Annotated in this window: 26 protein-coding genes, 1 other RNA gene and 2 pseudogenes; 22 read left to right on the top strand and 7 right to left on the bottom strand. The window is 42.9% G+C overall.

Features of this window, described 5'->3' with window-relative positions; all coding sequences use genetic code 11:
• Positions 1-97: 97 nt before the first annotated feature.
• On the top strand, positions 98-907 hold the full coding sequence (thiD, locus tag FXZ76_RS02945) for a bifunctional hydroxymethylpyrimidine kinase/phosphomethylpyrimidine kinase (RefSeq protein WP_079535699.1): 810 nt from the start codon (positions 98-100) through the stop codon (positions 905-907).
• Position 908: 1 nt separating this feature from the next.
• Entirely contained in the window at positions 909-2,090 is a 1,182-nt protein-coding gene (gene cytX / locus FXZ76_RS02950) for a putative hydroxymethylpyrimidine transporter CytX (RefSeq protein WP_079535700.1), read from the top strand.
• Positions 2,091-2,273: 183 nt separating this feature from the next.
• Here cytX and FXZ76_RS02955 read toward each other — a convergent pair whose 3' ends face one another.
• From FXZ76_RS02955 to FXZ76_RS02970, 4 genes are all read right to left on the bottom strand, one after another.
• Positions 2,274-2,912, bottom strand: a complete 639-nt coding sequence (locus FXZ76_RS02955; protein ID WP_079535701.1) for a lactate utilization protein — start codon at positions 2,910-2,912, stop codon at positions 2,274-2,276.
• A gap of 303 nt (positions 2,913-3,215) precedes the next feature.
• On the bottom strand, positions 3,216-3,719 hold the full coding sequence (locus FXZ76_RS02960) for an ECF transporter S component (protein ID WP_231961733.1): 504 nt from the start codon (positions 3,717-3,719) through the stop codon (positions 3,216-3,218).
• 188 nt (positions 3,720-3,907) lie between these two features.
• Positions 3,908-5,344: an ABC transporter ATP-binding protein gene (locus FXZ76_RS02965; protein ID WP_079535703.1), complete on the bottom strand. Its 1,437-nt coding sequence runs from the start codon at positions 5,342-5,344 to the stop codon at positions 3,908-3,910.
• 57 nt (positions 5,345-5,401) lie between these two features.
• Positions 5,402-6,265, bottom strand: coding sequence for an energy-coupling factor transporter transmembrane component T (locus tag FXZ76_RS02970; RefSeq protein WP_147571525.1), 864 nt, complete (start codon positions 6,263-6,265; stop codon positions 5,402-5,404).
• Between the two features lie 424 nt (positions 6,266-6,689).
• On the opposite strand from FXZ76_RS02970, the gene FXZ76_RS06370 reads away from it, so the two are divergent.
• The 20 genes and pseudogenes from FXZ76_RS06370 to mobB all read left to right on the top strand — a co-directional run bounded on the left by FXZ76_RS06370 (position 6,690) and on the right by mobB (position 19,444).
• The gene (locus FXZ76_RS06370; RefSeq protein WP_197682094.1) at positions 6,690-6,929 is read left to right on the top strand and encodes an ATP-binding cassette domain-containing protein; all 240 of its coding nucleotides are present in this window, start codon (positions 6,690-6,692) and stop codon (positions 6,927-6,929) included.
• Positions 6,880-7,335 carry an ATP-binding cassette domain-containing protein gene (locus FXZ76_RS06375; protein WP_231961734.1) on the top strand — a complete coding sequence of 152 codons (456 nt, stop codon included), beginning with the start codon at positions 6,880-6,882 and terminating at the stop codon, positions 7,333-7,335. The genes FXZ76_RS06370 and FXZ76_RS06375 overlap by 50 nt, the downstream gene beginning before the upstream one ends.
• A gap of 204 nt (positions 7,336-7,539) precedes the next feature.
• On the top strand, positions 7,540-7,767 hold the full coding sequence (locus FXZ76_RS02980; RefSeq protein WP_079535705.1) for a twin-arginine translocation signal domain-containing protein: 228 nt from the start codon (positions 7,540-7,542) through the stop codon (positions 7,765-7,767).
• Positions 7,725-8,687, top strand: a pseudogene (locus FXZ76_RS02985) (ABC transporter substrate-binding protein); the annotation flags it as partial. The gene FXZ76_RS02980 and the pseudogene FXZ76_RS02985, both read left to right, overlap by 43 nt.
• A 36-nt stretch (positions 8,688-8,723) precedes the next feature.
• Entirely contained in the window at positions 8,724-9,191 is a 468-nt protein-coding gene (locus tag FXZ76_RS02990; RefSeq protein ID WP_079535706.1) for an ABC transporter permease, read from the top strand.
• Between the two features lie 21 nt (positions 9,192-9,212).
• Positions 9,213-9,476 (top strand): annotated as a pseudogene (locus tag FXZ76_RS02995) (ABC transporter permease subunit); the annotation flags it as partial.
• A 93-nt stretch (positions 9,477-9,569) separates the two neighbouring features.
• Positions 9,570-9,788 carry a translation initiation factor IF-1 gene (gene infA / locus FXZ76_RS03000; RefSeq protein WP_079536871.1) on the top strand — a complete coding sequence of 73 codons (219 nt, stop codon included), beginning with the start codon at positions 9,570-9,572 and terminating at the stop codon, positions 9,786-9,788.
• A 213-nt stretch (positions 9,789-10,001) separates the two neighbouring features.
• Positions 10,002-10,115, top strand: coding sequence for a 50S ribosomal protein L36 (gene rpmJ, locus FXZ76_RS03005; RefSeq protein WP_079535708.1), 114 nt, complete (start codon positions 10,002-10,004; stop codon positions 10,113-10,115).
• An 11-nt stretch (positions 10,116-10,126) separates the two neighbouring features.
• On the top strand, positions 10,127-10,492 hold the full coding sequence (gene rpsM / locus FXZ76_RS03010; protein ID WP_079535709.1) for a 30S ribosomal protein S13: 366 nt from the start codon (positions 10,127-10,129) through the stop codon (positions 10,490-10,492).
• 10 nt (positions 10,493-10,502) lie between these two features.
• Positions 10,503-10,898, top strand: coding sequence for a 30S ribosomal protein S11 (gene rpsK / locus FXZ76_RS03015; RefSeq protein WP_079535710.1), 396 nt, complete (start codon positions 10,503-10,505; stop codon positions 10,896-10,898).
• 22 nt (positions 10,899-10,920) lie between these two features.
• A complete protein-coding gene (gene rpsD, locus FXZ76_RS03020; protein WP_079535711.1) occupies positions 10,921-11,547 on the top strand; it encodes a 30S ribosomal protein S4 in 627 nt (208 codons plus the stop codon).
• A 54-nt stretch (positions 11,548-11,601) separates the two neighbouring features.
• Positions 11,602-12,552, top strand: coding sequence for a DNA-directed RNA polymerase subunit alpha (locus tag FXZ76_RS03025; RefSeq protein ID WP_231961735.1), 951 nt, complete (start codon positions 11,602-11,604; stop codon positions 12,550-12,552).
• 22 nt (positions 12,553-12,574) lie between these two features.
• On the top strand, positions 12,575-13,168 hold the full coding sequence (gene rplQ / locus FXZ76_RS06540) for a 50S ribosomal protein L17 (protein WP_079535713.1): 594 nt from the start codon (positions 12,575-12,577) through the stop codon (positions 13,166-13,168).
• A 30-nt stretch (positions 13,169-13,198) separates the two neighbouring features.
• On the top strand, positions 13,199-14,062 hold the full coding sequence (locus FXZ76_RS03035) for an energy-coupling factor transporter transmembrane component T (protein ID WP_079535714.1): 864 nt from the start codon (positions 13,199-13,201) through the stop codon (positions 14,060-14,062).
• A gap of 16 nt (positions 14,063-14,078) precedes the next feature.
• Positions 14,079-14,174: signal recognition particle sRNA small type (gene ffs / locus FXZ76_RS03040), an RNA gene on the top strand.
• Between the two features lie 44 nt (positions 14,175-14,218).
• Entirely contained in the window at positions 14,219-14,881 is a 663-nt protein-coding gene (locus FXZ76_RS03045; protein WP_079535715.1) for a DedA family protein, read from the top strand.
• An 82-nt stretch (positions 14,882-14,963) separates the two neighbouring features.
• Positions 14,964-17,183 (top strand): DNA polymerase III subunit gamma/tau, encoded by a 2,220-nt coding sequence (gene dnaX / locus FXZ76_RS03050; protein WP_147571526.1) that lies wholly within the window; start codon positions 14,964-14,966, stop codon positions 17,181-17,183.
• A 21-nt stretch (positions 17,184-17,204) separates the two neighbouring features.
• A complete protein-coding gene (locus FXZ76_RS03055) occupies positions 17,205-17,513 on the top strand; it encodes a YbaB/EbfC family nucleoid-associated protein (RefSeq protein WP_079535717.1) in 309 nt (102 codons plus the stop codon).
• A gap of 39 nt (positions 17,514-17,552) precedes the next feature.
• Positions 17,553-18,152 (top strand): recombination mediator RecR, encoded by a 600-nt coding sequence (gene recR / locus FXZ76_RS03060; RefSeq protein ID WP_079535718.1) that lies wholly within the window; start codon positions 17,553-17,555, stop codon positions 18,150-18,152.
• A 98-nt stretch (positions 18,153-18,250) separates the two neighbouring features.
• Positions 18,251-19,444 (top strand): molybdopterin-guanine dinucleotide biosynthesis protein B, encoded by a 1,194-nt coding sequence (gene mobB / locus FXZ76_RS03065; protein ID WP_079535719.1) that lies wholly within the window; start codon positions 18,251-18,253, stop codon positions 19,442-19,444.
• 99 nt (positions 19,445-19,543) lie between these two features.
• On the opposite strand, the gene FXZ76_RS03070 is transcribed toward mobB, so the two are convergent.
• Genes FXZ76_RS03070 through FXZ76_RS03080 form a run of 3 tightly spaced genes read right to left on the bottom strand, consistent with a single transcriptional unit; the run spans position 19,544 to position 20,730 of the window.
• Positions 19,544-19,981, bottom strand: a complete 438-nt coding sequence (locus tag FXZ76_RS03070) for a hypothetical protein (RefSeq protein WP_079535720.1) — start codon at positions 19,979-19,981, stop codon at positions 19,544-19,546.
• A complete protein-coding gene (gene smpB / locus FXZ76_RS03075; RefSeq protein WP_079535721.1) occupies positions 19,981-20,451 on the bottom strand; it encodes an SsrA-binding protein SmpB in 471 nt (156 codons plus the stop codon). Before smpB ends, FXZ76_RS03070 begins: the two co-directional genes overlap by 1 nt.
• Positions 20,452-20,730: a hypothetical protein gene (locus FXZ76_RS03080; RefSeq protein ID WP_079535722.1), complete on the bottom strand. Its 279-nt coding sequence runs from the start codon at positions 20,728-20,730 to the stop codon at positions 20,452-20,454.
• Between the last annotated feature and the right edge of the window lie 353 nt (positions 20,731-21,083).

A 21,083-nucleotide genomic window follows, 5' to 3' on the forward strand; every position in this document is an offset into this window, starting at 1 on the left:
ATTGATTCTTTTCGCAGGAAAGGCCTGCGTGGAATAAGCGGCTCGTTGGGGGCACCACTTCGCGTCGCTATATAAAACGTAACAGAAAGGACAGTTCATGAAAACTGCAGTAACGATCGCTGGTAGTGATTCCAGCGGAGGCGCCGGCATTCAAGCGGACATCAAAACGATGATTGCAAATGGCGTTTATGCCATGAGCGCTATCACGGCTTTGACGGCGCAAAACACTACCGGCGTAACATCGATTCAAAATGCGACAGCTGAGTTTGTTGGAGAAGAGCTTGATGCTATTTTTACCGACATCTTTCCAGATGCTGTGAAAATCGGAATGGTTTCTGAAAGTGAAATCGTCAAGGTAATAGCCTCGAAGTTAAAACAATATGAGGCTAAAAACATTGTTGTCGACCCCGTTATGGTTGCTACTAGCGGAGCGCGCTTGATTAGCGATGATGCTATTGCCGCACTTAAAAGCGAGTTATTCCCACTTGCAGACGTTCTTACTCCAAACATTCCAGAGGCAGAAGTTTTGTCAGGCATGTCAATTTCTTCAGAAGACGACATGGTTGAGGCTGCAAGAATTATTTCTGAAAGTTTTGACTGTGCGATTCTTTGTAAAGGCGGCCACAACGTCAACGACGCCAATGACTTGCTTTTTGCTGATGGTGAGGCAAAGTGGTTTAGGGGTAAGCGAATAAACAATCCAAACACTCACGGCACCGGTTGCACACTATCTTCTGCTATAGCTTCTAATCTAGCAAAAGGATTAGATTTGGAGCACTCTGTCGCGCGCGCAAAAGAATACATATCTGGCGCACTTGAGGCAATGCTTGATTTGGGTTCAGGAAGTGGGCCCATCGATCATGGGTTTGCTTTTAAGAATGAATTTAGTGTTTTAGCAGGGGAATAAAGTGAATAAGAAAACAAGTCTTTTTGAAAACGGATTAATTTGGTTCGGAGCTGGTGTTTCTATTGCAGAAATTATCACTGGCACCTATTTTGCAGCACTTGGGTTTCAGACAGGTCTTGCTGCTATTTTGATTGGCCACATCATTGGTTGCGTCATGTTGTTTTTGTCTGGCGTTATCGGGGGCAAGCTCGGGAAGAGCGCCATGGAGTCTGTTAAAGTGAATTTTGGGCTTAAAGGCGGACAACTCTTCGCTCTGCTCAACGTGTTACAGCTCCTCGGTTGGACAGCAATCATGATCTATGATGGTGCACTTTCTGCTAGCGGAGTTTTTGAGGTTGGTCATTGGGTCTGGTGTGTTGTAATTGGCGCTTTGATTGTCGTTTGGATTTTAATTGGTATAACTAATCTTGGGAAAGTGAACACTGTTGCGATGGCGGCTCTGTTTGTGCTGACTCTCATTCTTGGCTATCTCATCTTCTTTAATGGAAACCAAATGACTAACATGACCGACGACTCACTTTCGTTTGGTGCAGCTGTTGAGCTCGCTGTAGCAATGCCTCTGTCTTGGCTTCCTCTCATTAGCGACTACACTCGTGAGGCAAAAGAACCAGTTAAAGCTACGGCAGTGAGCGCTATCACATATGGCATTGTGAGTTGTTTTATGTACATAATCGGAATGGGCGCTGCAATCTTTACAGGAGAGATTGATATTGCGCAAATCATGCTCAAAAGCGGTCTAGGAATTGCAGCACTTCTTATTGTCGTCTTCTCAACTGTCACGACAACATTTCTTGATGCCTACTCAGCAGGTGTTTCTAGTGAATCGATTTTTTCAAAGTTAAAAGGCAAGCAGGTTGCCGTCGTAGTTGCTATTCTTGGCACAATTGGAGCGATTCTTTTCCCGATGGACGACATCACTGACTTTCTTTATCTCATTGGCTCTGTTTTTGCACCAATGATTGCAGTTCAAATCGCTGATTATTTCATCATAAAAAGAGAAAAGCCGGCAGGAGAATTCGACTGGGTAAACCTCGTAATTTGGGTTGTTGGATTTGCAATTTATCGCTGTCTCATGCAGGTGGACCTCATTTGCGGAAACACTCTTCCTGACATGCTTGTCACAATTCTCATTTGTGTGGTTGTAGCGTTTGCGCGCAAGGATCTCCCAAGGCGCAAAAACTAAAGGTCAACTTTTAAAGAAATGGCAGCAGCACCCTTGATTGAGGGCTTTTGTTAATCAATTGTTTTTTGCAAAAAATTTTTTTAATTCGCTCATTTGCGTTCGAATAAAACATGCGCCCAGCCAAATGTTTGCAAAACAAACGCTGCAATTCCAGGCAATCTCAATTGCTGCCGCCGTTTCTCTTTAAAATCCCAGATCCTCGGCAATGAGGATTATTTTAATGCGACCTTCATGTCGGTTGTGTCGTGTGACAACAATGTTGCAGCACATGCAGCCTTCGTCATGACAGTTGCCACACACACCAACTTCAGCGCAAGGTGTGCCTGTGTGAAGTCGCTTTCCGTTTGGCGGGCATGCCATGGTGTGGATGCGCTCGATACCTGAGGACACATCTTTAACGATTTTGTTCATGCCAACAAGCACAATCACTTGTTTTGGACCATAGAGTAGGCAAGCAAGTCTGTTTGAATTGCCATCGATGTTCACCAACTCGCCCTTTGTTGTGAGAGCATTTGTGCTCATGAAAAAGGTGCCACAATCCAAATGAGACAAAATGACTTGTCGAACTTCCTCAGGATTTGTCGCCTTTGAGCGGTCAAGCATTTTGTAGTCACCTGCTTCAAGTGCCGCTTTTACACCTGTTTCGGCAAATGTCTCAGTGCCGCCCCAGCCGATACTTGAACCTTTAGGAACAAATTTTTTGACGAGTTCAATTGCATCGGCGCTTGACTCGCAGAAATAACCTTCCATGTTCCTGCGCTCTAAATTTTTAATGATTGTCTTTGCGGTGTTTGCAAAAGCATCTTTTCTCGCGTTGCTCATAATTGCCTCCTAGATCTTTATTGCTGACGCGTTTTTTTGCGAATTGAATTGCTCCTTTTAATTTTAGTTTTCCCTTTTTGAGATTTAAGAGCATTGCTTATCTCGCACAGATTTGTAACAAAACCAAAAACATAGTAATTTTTTTAAGATCTCCATTTCGAAAACTGTCATCTTGCCGCGTCAACTATTATTGAAAAACCATAGTTTTTTAGCCGCTATACATATTGAAAAGTCATCATTTTAGTGAGAGTTTTTATTGAAAAGCCACGTTTTTACTTTTAAAAATAGTCTTTTATTAAAAATCTAGCTCAAATCGAATTTTGATTTGATGCGCAAGAGTTTTCGCTTCCATGGTTCATAGAGGATTGCGAGAAAAGTGACGGTTGCTATCGAATGAATGACGTCAAGCGGCAGACCTGCTGCATATGCGGCCATTGCTGTTTGCCATGTGATTGGATGAACCCAGCCGATTATGTACCAGCTGTTGAGAATGAAACCATAAAACAGCGGGGAGATAAAAGCATATGCATAAAGTGCAGGTCGGTGATTAAATGCGCCAACATCGTTTAAAAATCCTGCCATGTAGCCAATTAACCCCCAGGAATACATCTGCCAAGGAGTCCATGGACCCTGCCCAAAGAAAAAGTTAGAAACGAGGGCAGCAAGCGCACCCACCATGAAGCCACTTCGTCTACCAAAAACTACTCCAGAAATAATGCAGATTGCAGAGACTGGTTTGAAGTCAGGAATTGGAGCAAAAATGATGCGTCCCGCTGCAGCAATTGCTCCGAGCGTAGCGGTTGGCATTATTTGTCTGAGTGGAGGTTTTGACTTTTCATATCCTAAGAAGTACAGGAGCACACCCGCGATGGCAACCGTAAAGGTTAAAAAGGCGGAGTTTTCATTTTGAAAAATCGCACATAAGAGCAATGTTGCTGGAACAGAAACGAGGATTAATGGTTCGAGTATTTTTATCAATGTGTTTCGCATGTTATTTATTGCTTGTTAAGTTGCTGCTGGAATAAATCTGTGAACGTGCTGGTGTTAGGTCTAAAGAAAAGGTTGTTAGAGAAGAACTCGTCGCTATTTTCTGTGCAAGTTGCTTGCCCATCGAAAACCATTGTGGTTGTGTCGGCAACGCAGCGTGCAAATGCAAGGTCATGCGTCGACATGAGCACAGTTCCTCCGTTTTTCGCATAATCTAAAATTAAATTCGCAACAGTAATTTTTGTTTTTGGGTCAAGACCTTTTGTTGGCTCATCTAGCAACAACAATTTTGGTTTAGTTAAAAGGAGTTTTGCCAAGCCCAGCATTTGCTGTTGCCCGCCTGAGAGGTCATATGGATGCAAATCTTCGCATTGCGAAAGAGCAACCTTTTCTTCCATTGCCTGCACATCATCGTGGCTGTAGCTGCAGTTATTTTGCCATTCGCAAAGCTCTTCAACTACAGTGTCGCAAATAAATAGTGCAGCTGGGTGTTGGGGGAGATATGCTTGCATTGTTTGAAGCGCATTTTGGATTCGTCCGCGCTCTGGCCTGATGATGCCAGCAATCAGCTTTAAAAGAGTCGATTTCCCGCAACCATTCCCACCAACTATTGCTCGAATTTCGCCAACCTTCACATCCAAATCACAGCCATGCATGACAAATTGTTCTTCTTTTGAATAGCGAAAATGAACGTCATCAACTTTTATGCAACTGCTTGTTTGTGTTGACAGTTTTCTTGATGGCGCGTTGATGGCACCGCTGTGAGCAAACGTTGACAAAGGAACTTCGGACGTTTTTGTCACGCCTTCGAAAGATTTATTCATTTCAATCGCTCTTGTCGCATAATCAGCAACAACTTCTGGAGTGTGTGTCACAAGCAAGATTGTTATCCCCAGTTCGCGGTTGATTCTGAATATTTCATGCAAAAATTTCTTCTCTGCAACTGGATCAAGTTCTGCCGAAGGTTCATCTAAAAGGAGAATTTCTGGACCTGTCGCTAGCGTTCTTGCAAGGTTTACAAGTTGCATTTGGCCGCCCGAAAGGTCATTTACGTTTTTGTGAAACCAAGGTTCAATTCCAAAGAAGTGGGAAACTTCGGCAACGCGCCTTCTCATGAGAGAACGGGGTGTGCCATGGTTTTCAAGCGCAAAAGCAATTTCGTGCCAAACGCTTTCGCACACCAATTGATTTTCTGGGCTTTGAGAAACGTAGCCTAGTGTTTGAGAATTTATTATTGCTGAGCCACAGCGCTTGCCAGCGATGGGAGAGTCGGGAAGCAGTGCTTTTAAAAGCGTGGATTTTCCAATTCCTGTGTCGCCAACAAGAATTGCAAAATCGCCTTTGTTCAATGTTAGGTTTAGTGGGCCCACAGCTGGTTTTGTGCATCTGGGATATGTAAACTCAAAACTTTTTAGTTCAATTGCCAGTTTGTCTTTGCTATTCATGTCGTCTAACCCATTTTTGATATTTCAGCCTCGCCTAATTCAGCCACAGCTTGTTTTTTAATTGTTTCCAAATGCATTTGACAAAAGTTCAAGCAGAAGCGGGGAAAATGCATAAAGAGCAATTGGGACGAATCCAATCCAAGCATTTAACCCCTCAATCTTTGGATAAAAAGTGAAGCTGTTGCACGCTATCCAAGAAAGAATGCCACAAATGATTGCAAAAGCAATAATTATCAGAAGAAGAGCAGCATCTCTCTTTCTGAATCTGTAGAGTGTATATGTTGTTCTCTTTTTTGTAGACCCCCAGCCTGAAATCTTCATGGAGTCGGCCATTTGAAATGAATCCTCCATGCTCCATCCCATGAGGACATTAATCACTTTTGTGTTTTGTTGCAGATTAGAATTTTTCATGTTTGCAGAGCTACATGCATTTTGAACATTCTTAATTTCTGTGCTTCTGCGTTTTAACATTGGAACCATGCGTGTTGCCATCGATATCATTAGTGTGACAGTTGGCAAAATTCCTGCAGCAAGTGACATTAGCTTTTCTTGCGAGATAACTTTATTTGTGCATTCTAGCCACAAAATCATTGAGACAAGCATCATGCCCATAAACAGGCCATAAAAGAGACTTTCTGCATAAATTGACATAACCCCAATGCGGAAAAGTTCAGTTGAGCCAGCGGCAGAAAAAAGAGGATTTATCACCATTATTAAAAGCATCATTGGTAATTGCCAGGCGAGACTTCTGCAAGTTGTTCGCCATCCTTTTAGATAGAAGCTGTAACTCAGCCCCGAAATAAAGAAGATAGAAGTTAGGACGGGTTGAAATCCAATCATCACAAAGCAGATGACACTCACGAAATAGGCTAGTGCGCAAATTGGATGATAGAGGTTAAAAGTGATTGATTTATTGTTCACAACTTCTTATTCTCACTAATAATTTGTACGTCTGTACTAGGAATTATCATATAGCATCTTTTAATCATAGAAATACTAGCGTCTCTGGAATTATTCAGAGTGCGGCTGTTTTTCGTGACATTATTTGTACGCTCTTAAAAAAAGCAGGTGCTTGGCTTTGCAACCACACCTGTCTCTCGCTAGACATAAATGTTTCTGGCGAGGTGTCTGCTTAGAAGCTAATGTCCCAAATTGTAGTTAATTGCAATCAGCTGGTTTAGCTACAACATTACCGAAAATCATATCTGCTTTTAGTTAATTGTCTTAAACGCATCGATTCTTTGACCAAAACGCGGCATCTATCTTGCGTTTATTCATTCTTGGAGTTTGCTCATTTGGGAAGCATTCCATCACAAACAATTTTTTTATAAAGAAAGGAGATTTGGTGTCGGAAGTAAACATAGAAAACCTAAAGTTTTCTTATACTGACGGTGTTCAAATTTTGGATGGTGTTGATTTAAAGGCAAACAATGGTGAGTTTGTTTGTTTTCTTGGTCAATCTGGCTGTGGTAAATCAACGTTGCTCCGCTTAATTGCCGGCCTTGAAACACCTAACAGTGGAGTTTTGACGATTGATGGCAATCCTGTTAAGGGAGCTGGCCTGGATCGAGCTGTGGTTTTTTGAGGATTACGGTTTGTTCCCTTGGATGACTGCTGGCCAAAACATTATGATTGCACTTGAAAAGTCGTTTAAAGGCATGTCTAAGGAAGACAGGAAGAAAAAAGCTCTTGAGTGGATGGAAAAAGTTGGCATGTCTGAGAGCTTGTTCCACAAATTACCTGGTGAGCTTTCGGGAGGACAAAAGCAACGCTGTGGCATTGCACGTGCTTTTGCAATTGATTCTCCGATTCTTCTAATGGATGAACCTTTCGGTTCGCTTGATGCTGTTACCAAGGCAAAACTTCAAAATCTAGTTCTTGACTTGTGGGAGCAGGAAAGCGACCCATCTAAAAGAAAGAATGTTTTCTTCGTTACTCACGAAGTTGATGAGGCTTTGCTGTTGGCGACAAGAATTATTGTTCTTTGTTAAACACCTGCAAAGGTCATTTATGAGCATTCATTTGCTGGCGAGACTCATCCAACAAGAGAAAACATGTACACAGATCCAAAGATTAATGAGATGCGTCAAAATCTGATTCGCCTTATTCATGAAGACGCATATGATCGCGCTCAGCATGATGTTCCTGCTGAAGAGCAATAGTTCATTTATTAAACACTACAGAAAGGAAACAATATGGAGTTTTCACGCAGAGATTTCTTAAAAGTCAGTGGTGCAGCTGGAGCTGCAGTTGCTGTTGCGGGTCTTACTGGTTGCGGTTCAAGTGAAGAAAAAAAGACAGTGCTTCTGGCGGTGCTGATAAAGAGGCAAAATACACAGTCCGTCTTGCATACCAACCAACTTCTGGTCAAGTCTTTCAATTTATTGCAGAAAAACATGGTTTTAATAAAGAAGAGGGAGTAACAGTTGAAAGCGTTCCTCTGGGAAGTGTTCCAGACGCAGTGTCTGCACTTTCTGCTGGCAAAATTGATGTTGCTTCCACATATGGAACAGGTGGACTGCTCGGGCAAATTGCTAATGGTCAACCATTTACAATTTTTGGTGGTTACATGATTATTGGCGAAACACCAGTCTATGGAAAGCCTGAGAGCACACTAAATTCTCCAGAAGACTTAAAAGGCAAAAAGCTTGGAATTACGCGTGGCGGCACCTGCGACATTTCCATGAAGGGTATCCTTTATGGCAAGGGAATTGGCTTTGTTTACGACGGTTCAACCTATGTAGGTTGCAAAGAAGGCGACACCGACATTGTAACTTTTATTGACTACAAAAAAGGAACTGAGGTTCTTGAGGCAATTGCTAAAGGTGAGGTGGACTTTGGTGGCACACCAACAGGACATCAGCTTCTTGCAAAAGACAGGGGGCTTGAGGTTAAACTGTGGCCTGATGAATACTGGCCAAATCACTCTTGCTGCCGCATGTTCGCTAAAGATGACTATGTTGCTAACAACCCTGATGCTATCAAAGCTCTTCTTTGTTCTTATCTCCGTGTAGAAGAATATATGCAAGACCACAAGGATGAAGTAGTAGACCTTGTTGTAGAAAACATTGATGTTACAAAAGAGACAGCAGAGACATTTGTTAAATCTCCTCACATGAAATATGACACCGACCCATTTACAAATTCTGTTTCGAAAATGTGGGACAAGATGGTTGCCTTTAAGTATCTTGAAAAAGGTGATGTTGATCTTAACAAGCACCTTAATGACAAGATTTATGAAGAAGCACTCAACTCACTCATTAAAGACTATCCAAACAGCGATTTCTTCAAGGGCAAGCTCACTCAGTTTAAAGAGAACAACACCGTTTTGGGCGACATTTAATCAAGAGAATGTTCGTTTAGGAGGTTTGTTTTAATAATGAAATTCTTAAAGAAATATGCTTTATGCTTCGTTCTTGCGATTGTCTTGATTTTGGGATATGAAGCACTTGTTGCAAGTGGTGCTTTGAGCCAATATATGTTTGTCTCATTTTCCACGGTTCCTGAAACGCTCGCTAAGAACTGGGATGCTGAGATGGACGGACTTGTTTCGTCACTCTCCATGCTCGGCACCGCCTACATCATGAGCGTAATCGCTGGTGTTTTGCTTGGTTCGTTAATTGGTCTACACAAGGTTGTGCGTCACACAATCTCCCCAATCATCACCTTTTTAAGCGCTATCCCAGTTACCCTCATTACCTACTATGCCTTGAATTTGCTTCCTAGTTTTTGGGCTGCGTCTGTGTTTATCATTTTCCTTGGTTGTTTCTGGATTATTCTTTCGTCAACCATCGCAGCTGTTCACACGATTGACAAGCGCTATCTCGAAAACTCTGCAACACTTTAAGTTAAAGGTGCAGAACGTTTCTTCCGCATTGTCTTACCTGCTGCCTCCCCTGAAATCCTTGCAGGATGTTCAATTGCGTTAACGCTTGCATTCTATATGTTGGCTGTCGCAGAGACTTTCGGCGCAACTTCTGGTCTTGGTTATTTTGTTATGACAAATTCTGAGCTTGGAAATTGGGATAAAACACTTGCAGGTCTTGTGTTTATTGCTATTGTTTTTGGCGTAATTATGCTAATCTTTGACTTGATTAAAGCACGCATTTTGCATTGGACAATGAATAACTAAAAAGTTTGCAGCAAAACATAAAAGTCTGATAATATATAAAGTTGCGCGTCCATGTGGCGTGCAACTTGTTTGTTTATTTATGACGGAGGAAAATTGTCTAAAGCAGATGTTGTAGAACTCGAAGGCGAAGTGCTTGAGGCGCTTCCAAATGCAATGTTTAAAGTTAAGCTTGAAAACGGGCATGAGATCCTCGCTCACATCTCCGGCAAAATGAGAATGCACTACATCAAAATTTTGCCTGGTGACAAAGTGACTGTAGAACTCAGTGTCTATGACTTGAATCGCGGTCGCATCACATTCCGCTACAAATAGGCAAGCATATAATCGCCTGCGGCTGGGCGTTTATATAAACCGGTGGGAAGCTTCTCTTTTCGACTCTGAAACCGAAACGAACACTAGTTTTTCACCAAAGACTTGCAAATGTGCTTTGTCTCATTCCAATGAAGCGCGTTTAGGGTCGGCAGATGTGGAATCCATCTGATTAGTTTTTTCACATATTGGAATACTACCGAAAGGAAGTTAAACATGAAGGTTCGTCCTTCGGTCAAGAAGATGTGCGAAAAGTGCAAGATTATTAGACGTCATGGCAAAGTTTTCGTAATTTGCGAAAACCCACGCCACAAGCAGCGTCAAGGTTAGGAGGATAACTAATGGCAGTACGTCTTGTCGGAGTAGACCTCCCAACAAACAAACGCATTGAAATCGCATTGACCTCAATTTATGGAATCGGTCTTTCCCAATCAAAGAAGGCCCTCGAAGCATGCAACGTGAATCCAGACACTCGCGTTAAGGATCTCTCAGAAGATGACTTAAGCAAACTTCGTGACTACATCCAAGCAAATTTGAGAGTTGAAGGTGACCTGCACCGTGACGTTTCACAAAACGTAAAACGCCTCATGGAGATTGGTTGCTATCGCGGTCTTCGCCACCGCAAAGGTTTGCCAGTTCGTGGCCAGCGCACACACACAAATGCGCGCACAAGAAAAGGCCCTCGCAAGCAAATCGGAAAGAGATAGGTGACGAGACATGGCAAAGAAAACAACTCAGACACGCGTAAAGCGTTCAGAGCGTAAGAATATTGCTGTGGGACAAGCTCACATCAAGTCTACGTTCAACAACACAATCATTAGCATTACAGACCCTCAGGGAAACGTCATTGCATGGCAATCTGCTGGAACTGTTGGTTTTAAAGGATCTCGTAAGTCAACACCATTTGCTGCACAGATGGCAAGTGAGGCTTGCGCAAAGATTGCTCAAGAGCATGGACTTCAAAAAGTCGCTGTGTTCGTTAAAGGCCCAGGTTCAGGTCGTGAGACTGCTATCAGAACTCTTCAAGCAGCTGGTCTTGAGGTTTTGAGCATTCAAGATTGCACACCACAACCACACAATGGTTGCAGGCCACGCAAGCGTCGTCGTCCATAAGGCTATAAGAAAGGTAAATTAAATGGCTAGATACACAGGAGCCGACTGCAGAATTTGCCGCCGTGAGGGATGCAAACTTTTCTTGAAAGGCGACCGTTGCTATTCAGAGAAATGTGCAATGGAGCGTCGCGCATATGCACCAGGTGATGCTGGCAAAAAGCGCGTTAAGGAAAGCGAATACCTACTGCAGTTGCGTGAAAAGCAGAAGACCAAGAGAATGTATGGTCTTTTGGAAAAGCAATTCCATCACTACTACACAGAAGCAAACCGTCAACAGGGAGTAACCGGCGAAAACCTCCTTACTCTTCTCGAGACTCGTCTTGACAACGTAATTTATCGCTTTGGCTTTGCCAAAAGTCGTGCAGAAGCTCGTCAGCAAGTTCGTCACGGACACATTTTGGTAAACGGAAAGCGCGTTGACATCCCTTCCTACCTCGTTCGCCCTGGTGACCTTGTTGCAATTGCCGAGAAGGCTCGCGACATGCTTGTTATCAAGAGTGCTCTCATTTCAAGCGAGCGTTCAAGTGTTCCTGCTTGGCTCGAGGTTGACATCGAGAAACTTCAGGGAAGCGTTTTGTCGCTCCCAACCCGCGACCAGATTGATAGTGACGTAAACGAGCAGCTCATCGTCGAGCTTTACTCGAAATAATTGACGAGAAGAAACGCTTATTTAAGGAGGCATCGGAAAATAATGACAGAGTTCATGAGGCCTACTGTTACTACTGAACAAATTAACGATTGCATGGCACGTTTTGTGGTTGAGCCACTTGAGCGTGGTTATGCTCGCACACTCGGCAACTCGATGCGTCGCGTCCTTTTGTCTTCACTCCAAGGCGCAAAGCCTACTTCAATTCGCATTGAGGGAGTTCAGCACGAATTCTCTTGTGCTGAAGGCGTGATTGAAGACGTTACCGACATCGTTTTAAACGTTAAAGGCCTTGTTTTTAAGGCTAATAGCGACGATGTCGACAGTGCTGTTGCAACAGTTTCTGTTGAGGGACCTGCAACTGTAACTGGTGCGGACTTGAAAGTTCCAAGTGAGTTCACCCTTGTTAACCCAGAGCACGTTATTGCTACAGTTTCTGAGGGTGGCACATTTGATGCTGAAATCACTATTGGTGTTGGTCGTGGCAATGTTTATGCGGCTCAAAACCAAAAAGATAATGATCCAATTGGAGTCATTGCAATTGACTCAATTTATTCCCCTGTGAGACGCTGCACTCTCCATGACGACAAAACTCGTGTTGGACAAAGCAACGACTATGACAAACTCACTCTCGAGGTTGAAACAAATGGATCAATTGCTCCTCTTGATGCAATTCGCGAGGCAGCAAACATTGTTATGCAATATATGCAGGCATTTCTTGAGTTTGGTCAGGAAGATGGCGAGGAACTTGAGCTTCCTACAATTTTTGAACCAGAGCAAGAGCCTGAGAGCGAAGAGTTGAGCAAGTCAATTGACGACCTTGATCTCACAGTTCGTTCATACAATTGCTTAAAGCGCGAAGGCGTGGAAACAATTCGTGACCTGGTCAAACTTTCTGAGCAAGACCTCACAAACATCCGCAACTTCGGCGTTAAATCTATTGAAGAAATTAAAGACGTTTTGGCAGAGTATGGTTTGAGCCTTCGCTCAAACAACGACCTGCTTTAAGCGATTAATTTAGGAGAATTTTATGAGACACAATTACAAAGGTCGCAAGCTTGGCACCGACTACAGCCACACAAAGGCCATGAAAAGAAGCCTCGTTTCAGCTTTGTTTTTGAATGACCGCATCAAGACCATCGAGTCTCGCGCAAAAGAGATTCGTGGCGATGTCGACAAAATCATCACTTGGGCAAAACGTGGTGACCTTCATTCAAGACGTCTTGCTATGGCTGCACTTGGTAATGATTCAGAGCTCGTACGCGAGATTTTTGAAAAGGTTGAGCAAGGCATGTTCGCTGACCGCCAGGGAGGCTACACACGCATCATCAAACTTGGACCTCGCAAAGGTGACAACGCCCCAATTGTAATCATGGAGCTCATCACTGAAGCTCTTCCTGCCAAGAAAACCAAGGCTGCTCCTGCAAAAGCAAAGGTAACAAAAGTTGCTCCTACTGAGGAAAAAGAAGAGAAAGCTGAAGTAGTTGCTCCTGAGGCTGAAGAAGTCAAAGAAGAAACTGCAACTGAGGCTGTTGAAGGTGCAACTGCTGAAGTTGAAGAAGTGGCAACTGAGAGTGCAGAGGCTGCTGAAGCTACAGAAGAAAAAGCTGCTGAAGAGGAATAGCCCACTCTTCATGGGATTCGAATAAATCTCATGGTTCAAGCTTTTTTCACAAATAGTTCAACAAACAAGAGCGTGTGTCGAGTAGATGCACGCTCTAAAATTTTGCTCCTATTTCTCTATTCTGTTTCTCTGTTTTTTGTGAAAAGCATGAATGGACTCTTTCTCATGTTCATTTTGTTTTTGACGCTTGTTGTTGTTGATTATTTTTTAGAATATCGGCAATCAAAACAGGCATTTTTGAAATTGATCTTGGCTGTTCTTAAAGTATCAATTCCTCTCTATCTGATTTGTGCATTTTCATTCCTTGCAAATGCCCTGTCTTTCACTGGATTCTCAACTCTTGGCGGTTTACCTGGAGGCGATGCTGGAATTAGCTCCGGCATTCTTGCCCCTACATTTGTTTTTACAAAGTCAGGTGTTTATAATGGGGCTTTTTATGTGATTAGGGTGCTGCTTCTTGGATGGTCAAGTTTGTTTGTAGCAAACACTCTATCGCTGCTTGATTTTGCGAGTGTTTTTAAGTGGGTCTTTTGGCCAACAAGAAAACTAAAGGTGCCTGTGTCTGAGCTTGCATTATCTGTGTCAATTGCTCTTCGTTTTATACCAGAAATTCTCAATCAATTCTTATCTGTCAAAGAGGCGCAATGGTGCCGTGGTGCAAGCATGGATCACGGCGGGCTAATAAAACGGACTTCTGCATATTGTGGCTGTTTCGTTCCTTTGATTGTGAGAATGATGTGTGAGGTTGATGATTTAGCTGATGCTTTAACAATGCGTTCATGGGGCTTGTTTGAAGTGTCTCCTTCCGAGGATTTTCAAATAGTCGCCTTCTCACAAAAAGCTTTTTTTGTAATTATCTCAATGTGTGTTGTGTTGATTGCAGCTTTGCTATAATTTCTTACTGTGCCTCAAATGGGGGCAAGGCGGCAATATGTTTCGAACCTGGTCAGGTCTGGAAGGAAGCAGCCATAAGAGACCGCTGATGCGCGCTTTGTTCCCGTTTGGGGCACACTTTCCCTATCTTCTGTGCGAATATCAAAGGATTAATTGTTGCAGGCATTCGAATTTCTTGTCAATCTTTTAAAAGATCCTCGAGGCTTTATTGCGGCTTGGATTGTCACCCTTGGTCCTGTGATGGTCTACACACCACTTTTTTTCATCGTTTTTATCGAAACTGGAGTTGTGTTCTTTCCGTTCTTGCCAGGTGATTCCCTGTTGTTTGCTGCTGGTGTTTTTTCTGTCGATGGCGGCGGGCTAAATTTGATTGCTACGCTTCTTGTTTTTTATGCAGCGGCAATTCTTGGCAACACTTCAAACTATTGGATCGCCCGTTTTTTGGGGCAGCGAATTATTGATTCTGGGAAGGTTAAGTCACTCACGCCTGAGCGAATGGAAAAACTTGACCGTTTTTTTGAAAAGTATGGCGGACTCACGATTGTTATAACGCGTTTCATGCCATTTTTTAGGACATTTGCGCCGTTTATTGCTGGCACTGGGCACATGAATTTTGGAAAGTTCACAATGTTTAATGCAATTGGTGGCATTTCTTGGGTTTCGCTCTTTGTGCTAGTTGGATATTTTTTCGGTGGCGTAGAATTTGTTCAACAGCATTTTGAAATTATTATTCTTGGCATTGTTGCTGTTTCTGTTGCACCCGCAGTTTTTGGTGCAATTTCAGGCGCAATTAAGTCAAGGAAAAAACAGCTAAATTAAAATGACAATTCAGTTTGGCATTTTTATTTTTTGTAGAGAGCGAATTTAAAGAGAACTTGACATTTGATGAACAGGAATTGACTTGTCTGAATCTCTATACAGGAAATATAGACCTCAGGTTTTTGACTATGTTGTTGGCCAAGACCACATCATAAAAACGCTTCAAAGTTCTGTAGAAGGCGACAAAGTTGCACATGCCTATCTTTTCTGTGGGCCACGCGGAACAGGAAAAACAACTACTGCTCGCATTCTCGCAAAAGCTCTTCTTTGTGAACATGGTCCAACGCCTAGTCCCGATGGAGTTTGTGAAGATTGCAAGCTAATTTCTGAATCTGTTCACCCCGACGTATTTGAGTTAGACGCTGCTAGCCGAACTGGAGTGGACAATGTCAGAGAAGAAATCATTTCACGCGTCGGTTATGCTCCTGTTCGCGGAAAATACAAGGTCTACATTATTGACGAAGTCCACATGCTTTCAAAGGGTGCGTTTAACGCATTGTTAAAGACGCTTGAGGAACCACCTTCGCATGTTGTTTTTATTCTCTGCACGACTGATCCTCAAAAGGTTTTGGAAACAATTCGCTCTCGTTGTCAGCGATTTGACTTTAGACCAATAATCACCGATGAGCTCACTGGTCGTTTGGGTACAGTTTGTGAGATGGAAGGCGTTGAATATGAAGGCGATGCCCTCGACTTGATTGCGCGTCGCTCCAATGGAGGTTTGCGTGATGCCTTGACGTCTCTTGAACAATCAATTGCATTTGGTGGTGGAAAGGTCACTCTCGAAGTTGCGCAAGACATGTTTGGCAAAAGCAGCAGCAGTGACATTGCTGAACTTGTCGAGTCAATTGGGAGAAGTGACATAAAACGTTGTCTTGAGTTTATTAACGATAAAGTAGATGATGGGCTTGATTTTGCTCAATTCATTGACGACTTTGCTGTCCGCATTCGCGATATATATGTGATGAAATTGTCAGGATGCGAAGTTGCGCTAGAATCATCGCTCGATGAAATCCTCAACATCAAAGAAGAGACAAAGCTGTTTTCAGAAGAGCGATTGCTCTACATTTTGTCAATTCTTCATGATCTTGTAAAAGATCTGAGAACTGCAAACAACCAGCGTTTAACTTTAGAGCTTGGTTGCTTTAAGTTAGTTGATCAAGACATGTCACTTTCGCTGGAATCTCTCAACTCACGCATCTCTGATCTTGAGGGAAAGATTACTCATATCTCTAGTGGCGGTTCTGTGTGTGAGCAAGTGAGTGCTGTGCCGCGTGGTGTTGATGGCCAAAGCGCTTTTTCTTCAAGTGTAGACGCTTCGAGGGTTTCGGTGGCTTCGGCGACTGAAAAAGACTTTAATTTTTCAAACTCTTCCACTAGTGACACTGTGTCAAGCAGCGCGACTGTTTCATCAAATAAAAATGCATCTAGTTCGTTTAACAGCAACGATGTTATTGAGCGAGTTGTGGGCCAGCCAGAAGACACCACAAGTGCGTTAACCACACATGCGGCATCTGCCGACACGGTAGCTTCAACATCGTCAACGATTGTTGCCCACCAAGTGACGAAAGTCAGTGGTGCAAACGTCGATTTTCGTGCTGTTTGGATGGCTGTCAAAGAAGATTTAAAAGTTTCAGCTCCTCAGATTTTTGGATTGCTTGATTCGACGCATGGAAGATTTAATCGCGAGCGAAAAACTATTACTCTAAACATTGAGAGTGGAAGAACGTTTGCCTATGACAATTTGTGCAAGCCAGCAGTTAAAAACCAAATCATTTCTGCACTAGAAAAAGAAGGCCTTGCGGGAGCAACAATAGATGTTCACCTTCTTGAGAAAGGCGAAGAGGAAAAACATTCTTCTGAGCTTGTGCGTCCAGTGGCAACTGATTCTTCTTGTGAAGATAAACCATCACCCGCAGAAACTGGCTTTTCTGCCGAAGTGTCTCAGCCACAATTTAGTGCTCAAGATGAACAGGATGAGCTTCGTGATGCAGGCATCAAAATGAACGCGACAACTGATGCTGACTTTGGGTCTCCAGCCATCGACAACGCTGAATCAAGTTTGAATTTTGCACAAGATTATCATGAAGAAGCTAGTTTAAACTGCGTTAAAGATGAAAGAAATGAAGTTTCAGAGCCTCCTGAGGCATCTGGTGGATCGAGTGAAAATCTTGCACAATCAGAAACAATCGATGAGACGAATGACTCTTTTCAAGTGGATAATAGTAAGTCTGAAATTGATGCTTTAAACGAAATTCTTGCCTCTACATTTGGTGAGGGCGCAGAATTTCATGAAATTTAGCTCTGAAAGGATGTATTTTTCATGGATATGAAAAAAATGATGAAGGAAGCCCAGAAAATGCAGCGCAATGCAGCCATTGCACAGCAAGAGGTGGCTGCGATGGAATTTAGCGCCACAGCAGGTGGTGGAATGGTTGAGTGCACAGTAACAGGTGACGGCCACGTAAAAAGTGTAGTTATTGATCCCGAGGCTTTAGATCCAGAAGACGTTGATATTTTGCAAGACACAATCACTGCATGTGTCAATGATGCATTAGCAGAGGCTAACGAAAAAGCAAATGCACACATCAATGCAGCCGTTGGCAACATTAATATGCCTGGGTTTATGTAGGATTTTAGTGCTTGTTTATTTCTCATAAACGCTTTTAAAATGATTTCAACCGAAGGAACAATTCAAAATCTCTTAGAGGAACTCGAAAAGCTCCCAGGCATTGGCCCAAAGTCGGCCTCCCGAATTGCATATTTTCTTTTGAACGAGAATAAGAGCGATGCAGTGGCGCTCTCTGATGCAATTAGGGATGTTGCTGAGTCTGTGCATTTTTGTAGCGAATGCTTCAATTATGCAAAAGGTGAGAAATGCGAAATTTGTGAGAGCACTGCGCGAGATCACTCTCTAGTGTGCGTCGTTCCAGAGCCACGAAACATTCCGCCAATTGAGAGAACAGGTGCTTTTAAGGGCGTTTATCATGTTTTAGGTGGGGAACTTTCGCCTCTTGATGGAATTGGACCCGATGACATTCGTGTAAAAGAACTCATTGCTCGTGTCAAAAAAGGTGGAATTTCAGAAGTCATTGTTGCAACTGACCCCAACATTGAAGGGGAGGCGACCGCTAATTTCATAGCCGACAAGCTAAAGGGCCTAAACGTTAATGTCACGCGACCTGCGCGTGGCATTCCTTTTGGTGGGGAACTTGAATTTGCAGATGAGATGACTCTTGCTCAGGCTTTTGACGATCGTCGCGGTTTTTAATGAATGAATTCAATTTGTGAGAAATATAGCGCTTTGTGTGGGTTTTGCAGCAGATGGGTGTGGACATAACATAGAGTTTTTTCTTAAGAGGGCAAAAGATGATTTATCGACCAATTATTCCTTCTCCTGCAATTGCATTTGTTGGCAGGCATAACTCTGGTAAGACAACGCTAATTGAAAAGCTGATAGCTGAACTCACAAATCGCGGGCTCGATGTTGGGTCTGTGAAACATCACACTCATGGCAATTTCGAGATTGACGTCCCCGGGAAAGATTCCTATCGTCACAAGTTAGCAGGCGCAACCGAGGTTGTAATTGCTTCTCCTGTTAAACTCGCCCGCGTTCGCGACCTAGATGATGAGGTTGAGTGCTGTGACATTGTTGAGTCAATGCCTGGTCACGACATTGTCATTGTTGAAGGCTACAGAAAATCAGGCCTGCCTAGCATTGAGATTATGCGCAAAGACAATGAGCGCGATGTCGCTTTTTCTAAGGATTTTCTTGAAATTCTCAAATGCACCAATTTGGGCAACTCAAGCGAAGAGACAAAAGTGGTTCTGCCCAAAGCAGTTGTGAGCGACATTTCTGAAGTAGTCATTGCATGCGAAAACAACAACATTCCAGTTTTTGGGTTCGAGGACATTTTTGCTATTGCAGATTATCTTGAGCGTTTTTATGTTCGAAGAAAAATTACTCTTGTAATTCAAGCCGGCGGCGAATCAAAGAGAATGGGACACCCAAAAGAGGATCTTGTGTTCGAAGGCAAACATGTGATCGAATCGCAAATCGAGCGCTTTCGGCCCTATGTTGACGAGGTTGTGATTACATCTAATCATCCCGATCGCCTTAACTTTATCAAGCCAAATGCATCACTGCCAATAAAAGTTTGCAGAGACACCCTTCCTAAACAAGGTGCGCTGAGCGGAATGTACACTGCTTTTAGCGAGTCAACTTGTCCGCGAGTGTGTTGCATCGCTTGTGACATGTTGTTCGCGAGCGAACATTTGTTGTCTAAACAAATTGAGTGGATGAACAAAACCGGAGCCGACATAATTATTCCAGTAAACAAGCATGGGCGAGAGCCTTTCCACGCGCTTTACAACAGGCAATCTTGTCTGAAAGCTGTTAAAGATGCCCTTTCAAAAGGAGAAACTAGGGTGCAAGGCTTTCTTGATGATGAAAATTTGGTGCTTTGTGAGATGAGTCAGAGTGAAGTGCGAGAAGCTGTGCCTAGAGGCGGCTGTTTCGTAAACATTAACACTCCCGAGGATTACGAACGTTTTTGCTCATAATTATTAAGGCAAGTTTTTCAGTTTTAGCTTTGGGAGCATGAGTATTGAGCGATTAGCCCTCATTTTCTTGCTAATGCTCGCATAAGTCTGTGACAACTTTTAATTCAAGTCTTTTTTAATATCTAGGAAATAGTCGCGCAGGTCATTAACGACACCTTTTCCTTCAGAATAGAAATCCTTCATAGTTTGTGCCGTCTCGACAAAAGCTTCGCGATCTTCTTCGCGACGTGTTTTCTTTTTCTTCTTCGGCGCTATTGGTTCAGGATAGTAATATTCTTTTTCTTCGCCATTTTCATCTTTAGCGATAAATCCTAGTTCGTTGTCGTCTTCATCAACGAGGTAGGCCACAATGTCATCTTCGTCTATTTCTATCTCTTCTGTCTCAATTTCGACTTCGGAAGGCTCGTCCGACTCGCAAACATCATTGGTTGCTTGCATTTTATTGTTTGTAACACTATCGTTTGTGTTCGTCTCTTCTTGGATTGTCTTGTCTGCCTCTTTAGAGTTGTTACTAGACTCACTTTTTGTGTCGCTCATTATCTTGACCTCATCTTAAGTGCGCGCTCAATTTCTCTGTTTACATCGCGCTCTTTCATAGATTGGCGCTTATCATGCAACTTCTTGCCTCGTGCCAGCGCGATTTCGACTTTGACTTTTCCGTTTTTTGCATAGTACATTGCAAGCGGAATAATTGCGAGACCTTTTTCCTCGGTTTTTTGTGCGAGATGCCGAATTTCCTTTTTGTGAAGAAGCAGCTTTCTTTTGCGGTCAGAATCAACATTTGCTATGTTTCCATGCGAATATGGAGGAATGTGCAAATTGTTTAACCAACATTCTCCGTTTCTAATGAGACAAAAAGCATCGGTAATTTGTGCGTTGTTCTCCTGAAGTGACTTAACTTCACAGCCAACTAACTCAATTCCTGCCTCGAATTTTTCCACGATTTCATAGTCGTGATAGGCGTGTCTGTTTTTAGCAATTGTTTTATTGTCGCTTTTCTTTTTCATCTACATATATTTTCTTCGCGCCTTGCGTTTTTTCTTCGCAGGACCACGGAAATCAAGTTGCAATTGTCCGTCTATTTTAGCAGTTGAGACATGCTTTTTCTCAATCTTGGTGATCTGCCAAGTTAGTGCCTCGTTGCCAAAGCGCTCTAGCATTTCAAGTCTTGCATCGTGTGCGTTATTCTTCGAGTTTAGTTTAGACGCGCTTTCGAATTCAAAAGAGCCAACTTGCCTGTTCATGTCGGAATTTAAAGTCGTGTAATGTGCTACATATCTCGCCATAAGAAAATTTTAGCATTGCTCGCAAGTCAATCAGCTTTACGCATTGGTGTCAGGCATGCATTTCGCTTCTGTGCAATGATGCAGTCAAAAATTTCGCTATTGTTATTGGCGCATTGATTATTAACGATAATCACATGGAAAGCAGTGTTGCGCTAGGCGATGCCTTCCCTTTACGCTCTTGTGTCAATTGGTGACAGGCATAAAAATTGCCACAAGTGTTAATTGGTGACAGGCATAAATTTCGCACATGGTTTTAAATCTTCGTGAGCTGTTTGCTTTGCAACCATGATTGTTAGGGCAGTTTCTGTTCTGGGCAATTGTAATCATGATTACAATTTTGAATATGTAAATGT

Origin of the sequence: Phoenicibacter congonensis (assembly GCF_902386915.1) — a bacterium.
Taxonomy (GTDB): domain Bacteria; phylum Actinomycetota; class Coriobacteriia; order Coriobacteriales; family Eggerthellaceae; genus Phoenicibacter; species Phoenicibacter congonensis.